The 5,072-nt window shown below is 44.9% G+C and carries 2 protein-coding genes and 1 pseudogene; 2 read left to right on the forward strand and 1 reads right to left on the reverse strand.

Annotated features, from left to right (window positions below; translation table 11 throughout):
• Together A4S05_RS28750 and recR are read left to right on the forward strand one after the other, a co-directional pair.
• Positions 1–189 (forward strand): annotated as a pseudogene (locus A4S05_RS28750) (photosystem II q(b) protein); the annotation flags it as partial.
• A gap of 492 nt (positions 190–681) precedes the next feature.
• A complete protein-coding gene (recR, locus tag A4S05_RS28755) occupies positions 682–1,239 on the forward strand; it encodes a recombination mediator RecR (RefSeq protein ID WP_069073197.1) in 558 nt (185 codons plus the stop codon).
• Between the two features lie 41 nt (positions 1,240–1,280).
• Here the strand turns inward: recR and A4S05_RS28760 are convergent, their stop codons facing one another.
• The gene (locus tag A4S05_RS28760) at positions 1,281–4,697 is read right to left on the reverse strand and encodes a PAS domain-containing protein (RefSeq protein WP_084227311.1); all 3,417 of its coding nucleotides are present in this window, start codon (positions 4,695–4,697) and stop codon (positions 1,281–1,283) included.
• Positions 4,698–5,072: the final 375 nt, after the last annotated feature.

The raw sequence follows: 5,072 nt of genomic DNA on the forward strand, positions 1-5,072 counted from the left end.
GGTTTCAACTTCAACCAATCAATCATTGACTCTGAAGGTCGTGTGATTGCAACTTGGGCAGATGTAATCAACCGCGCTAACTTGGGTATGGAAGTAATGCACGAGCGTAACGCTCACAACTTCCCTCTAGATTTGGCTGCTGGCGATTCTGCTCCTGTAGCTCTTACCGCTCCTGCTATCAACGGTTAATCATAAGCTTAAGTCGCTATCCATAGCGTCTCTACAATTTAAAAAAGCGTCCTCTGGTAACAGGGGGCGCTTTTTTATTTGAATCTACATAACCAAATTAAGGTTCTTTTCAGCTTATAGTACAAAATTGTGGGTTTTCGAGACGCGATAAATCGCCGTCAAGACAAGTCTTTTGGTCTTATCTGAACTGTATTGGATGGAGTCTGCTTGACTTCTGTTGAAGAGGGCAGAAGGTTTTGTTCAGAAGGGGATTCAGACCCCTCCTGAACAAGAGCCACCAAATTGAAAATTTGGTGGGGGTCTTAAACCGCAAGTTCGCCACGGGCAGAGGACAGGATTCAGAATTCCCTTCTGCCTCCTGCCCTCTGCCTTTCCTGATAAATAAAATGACCAATCCAAAATTCTGTAAGAATGTCATCATAGTTAAGGTAAAAACATTCTGGAGACAAGACAACGGTTTACGCACGCCCTTTAGCACGGTTAATCGAGCAACTGCAACGCCTACCGGGAGTTGGCCCTAAATCTGCCCAACGACTGGCTTTGCATATTTTGAAGCGACCAGAAGCAGAAGTAGAAGCTTTGGCACAAGCTTTAATTGAGGCAAAAAAACAGATTGGTTTGTGTTCTGTTTGCTTTCACTTATCTGCTGAACCTGTTTGTGAAATTTGCCGCAATGCCAACCGTGACAACAATACTATCTGTGTTGTAGCAGATCCTCGCGATGTGATTGCGCTGGAAAAAACCCGTGAATACAAAGGCAAGTATCACGTTTTGGGTGGAGTGATTTCGCCAATAGATGGAATTGGGCCAGAACAATTGACTATCCTGGCTTTGCAGCGCCGGGTAAATCAGCAAAAACCTCAAGAAGTAATTCTTGCAATTAGTCCGAGTGTGGAAGGGGAGACAACAACACTATATATTGGTCAGTTATTGAAACCATTTACCAAGGTGACGCGGATTGCTTTTGGTTTACCTGTGGGTGGCGATTTGGAGTATGCAGATGAGGTGACTTTGGCGAGGGCGTTGGAAGGACGTCGGGAATTGGATTAGGTTTGAGTTAAACTTTGGATTATAGAAAATTTGGAACTACACTATTCTTCACTCTCTACTCTTTCCTTAAGCAAATCTGCAATTGAGGTCAGTAATTCAGTTGGTTGGACTGGTTTGGCAATATGCTTCTGAAAACCAGCTGCTAAGACTCGATCGCGATCGCTTTCTCCAGCATAGGCGGTAAGAGCGATCGCTGGAATTTCCCCACCCTTCTCCTTGGGCATGGCTCTAAGCAGCCTAATCAGGCTGTAGCCATCCATTTCTGGCATTCCCAAATCACTGATTAATAAATTAGGTGCAGTCTGTGCTATAAAAGCCAGCGCCTCAGTTACCGATGCTGCGGCAGTTATCAACGCCCCATTTTGTTGTAGCAAGAAGTGCAGAAACTCCCGCGTGTCAACATCATCATCAACAATCAATATTCGTAATCCACAAAGAAGTGACGAGTTAAATTTCTCCCCTGCTCCCCCTACTTCCTCTACTCCCTCTACTCCCTCACTCTCTTTCATCACAGGCAGTCTAATAGTAAAAACTGCTCCCTGTCCAATTCCTGGACTAGCTGCTGTTGCAGTACCACCATGTAACTCTACTAAGTGACGGACTATTGCTAATCCCAGTCCCAGTCCGCCAAATTTCCTAGTTGTGCTGCTATCGGCTTGACGAAAATATTCAAATACGTGGGGTAGAAATTCGGGGGAAATACCTTGACCTGTGTCTTTAACTTGAATTAAAGCTGAGTGGGAAGTCAATTCACGACTCAATGATAAGTTGACTTCCACTGAACCATGTGGGGGAGTGAACTTGACTGCGTTCGAGAGTAAATTTCCCACAACTTGCTGTAAGCGATAATAATCGCCTAACACTTTACCAACATTGGGGTCAAGCTGGATTTTGATCTGGATGGATTTAGTTTGGGCGATTAACCGGACTGTTTCTAATGCAGCATCAATTACAGATGCCAGGTTAACAGTGGCAAAAGTCAGGTTCAACTTACCGCGAATAATTCGGGACACATCCAGCAACTCATCAATTAATTGAATCTGCAACTGAGCATTTCTTTCGATGGTTTCTAAAGCACGATTTGTAGTAGCTTCGTCAAATTTGCGGCTTTTGAGTAGAGATGACCACCCTAGAATGGGGTTGAGTGGCGATCGCAATTCGTGAGAAAGAATGGCGAGAAACTCATCTTTATTCCGGTTTGCCTGTTTGAGTTCCTCTGCTTGTTGTCTAAGTGCCTTTTCTAATTGCTTCCTGGGGGTTAGGTCAAGAATAAAACAGATCCAAGACGCCGGCTCTCGCTCCACCAAAGCACCACCGATTAATATGGGAATGCGGGAACCATCCTTGCGGATGTATTCTTTTTCAAAGGGAGTACATATCCCAACCGTTAAAAGTTGCTCTATCCCCTGCTGATCTAGAGCATGATATTCCGGTGGGGTCATGTGTTGTCTGCGTACCTTACCCGCCAAAAGCTCCTCTCGCGTGTAACCCACCATTTCTAAAAAAGCCTCATTCGCCTCAGTAATGTAGTTAGGAGTGGCGAACATAATGCCAATAATGTTGGAATCAACTAATCGCCTTAATTGAGTTTCGCGCTGGCGCAAATCATTTTCTACCTGTTTGCGCTGGGTAATATCCTGAGCAATACCCGTCAAACGTACTGCCTTACCCTCGGCATCATAAAAGACGCGACCTTTAGCAGCAATCCAATGAATGCTACCATCAGACCAAAGGCTGCGGTATTCAATGTCACAGTCAATCTTTTCTTCAACAGAACGAGCGATCGCTTCATCAACGCGTTGACGGTCTTCTAAATGTACACAGTTGAGGAAAAACTCATAGCCTATTTCGGCTTCTGGAGCAAGTCCAAACAACTGCTTACATTTCTCTGTCCAAATTAACTCTTTGGTATTGATATTCCAAAACCACATACCCAGTTCAGCAGCAGTAGTGGCCAGCCGAATCCGTTCTTCACTCTCGCGCAGGTTTATTTCAATTTGTTGGCGTTCCTGGAGCGCAGCTTGGCGTTCGGTAATATTAGTAGTAGCACCAACTACCCTAACTACCTGACCATTTGCATCCCGGACTGCAAACCCCTGGTCTAGCACCCACAAATAATGGCCATCCTTGTGATGCACCCGATACTCGATGCTATAACGGTTGCCATTAGCCATACTAGCCATGAACTGGTCATTAACTCTTTGTTGGTCATCGGGATGGATGAGTTTTTGCCACCACTCAAAATTCGGTTCAGCCTCTTGTTGTGTATAGCCAAAAACCTGGGTTAAACCCTGAGTTCTTTCCACAGTATTTCTATGAATTTCCCAGTCATAGATTAGGCAATTAACTGCCGCTGCTGCTAGCTCAAATCTTTCATTACTTTGCCGTAGGGAAATTTCTGTGCATCGTCGTTCTGTAATATCAAAAGCGATTCCTAAAAGATATTGTGGCAATCCATCAGCAGTTCTGCTATACACAGTGTCATAGCTACAAAACCAGCGCCACTCCCCATTAGCGTGTCGAATCTGGTATTCAAAGCTGAGGACTTCGCCCTGACGAATAGAATTAAATTTTTCAAAATAGCTAGGGAGTCGAGCCAAATCTTCAGGGTGTAGCAGTTGGGTAAATAGCTCTTTTCCCATTGCCTGGATTTCTGCTGGCGTGTAGCCCCAACCTTGAGCAATTTCGTAATTAGCGTAAGAATTTCGCTCCTCAATTAGGTCATAAATATAGAGTATCCCCGGAAGAGTGCCAGCAATTTGTTGAAACAGACGATGACTATCCCACACTGTCTGAAATTCATTGAAAGCGACGGGAAATTCCATCCCCAGATGTCCGTAGAGGGATAGTCGCCCCGTCGCTTGGGGCACTGGACATGGGGCATTGGTAACATCTTTATACCCTATGCCCGATTCCCCATGCCCAAAAACTCCATCCCCTTGTGGGTGGAGTTTTTCATCTGCATCAACTTGTTGAGTTTGTTCTCCACAGTTACAGTTCTCTTCAAGCTGGGCGTGCTTAGATTCGGTAATATCCAAAAAAGTTGTGACGATCGCGTAGGGATTGCTTCCTTCAACTTGGAACAGAGGTTGGGAGGACAACAAGAGCCAGACTAGCTCACTATTTGGCTTATAGAAGCCACACACCACGTTCAAACAAGGTTTACCAGTTTTTAGCGCAACGATCGCTGGGTGAGCCTCACTAAGGAAAGGAGAGCCATCTTCATGAATAAATTGCCACTTGGGATCGAGGAAGTTTTGCCCCACCAGCTGCTCTGCTGTCAGTCCCAAAATGCGATCGCCAGCGGCATTGCAAGCCTGGATAGTGCCATCAGCCAACTGAAGCACCATTCCCTCTTCTCCACTGGCTCTTAGCGAATCACTTGCTTTTTTACTAACTTGCCGATGCAGCAGCTTATCATTAGCCAGCTGGTTTTGGGGCTTTTCTGCGTCTGGCATTCTATAAAATTAAATAAATTTAAACTTAATCTAAGATTCAGCGGCTCATGTTTACATAAATTTTAGGGCAATTTCTTCCACATTGAGACTGAATATGCCTTCTGCCCCCTGCGTTGAAAGCTACGGTGTACACACAAGTCTAAAAAAGCTCAATTTCCCTTTGTTCTCTCGTTTATCTCGCTATCTCGTTCCCATGCAGAGCATGGGAATGGGCTATTAGAGGCTCTGCCTCTAGTCAGACATTGAGTCAGAGACTCAATGAATGCATTCCCAGTCGGAGACTAGGAACGAGAAAAGCCTAATTAACTGGGTTTTTTGGGATTGTGTTGTACACGTTACCCTAAAAGGAGAAAAACTTTGAATTTTCCCCTTTCC

Source organism: Nostoc sp. KVJ20 (genome assembly GCF_001712795.1).
GTDB lineage: Bacteria > Cyanobacteriota > Cyanobacteriia > Cyanobacteriales > Nostocaceae > Nostoc.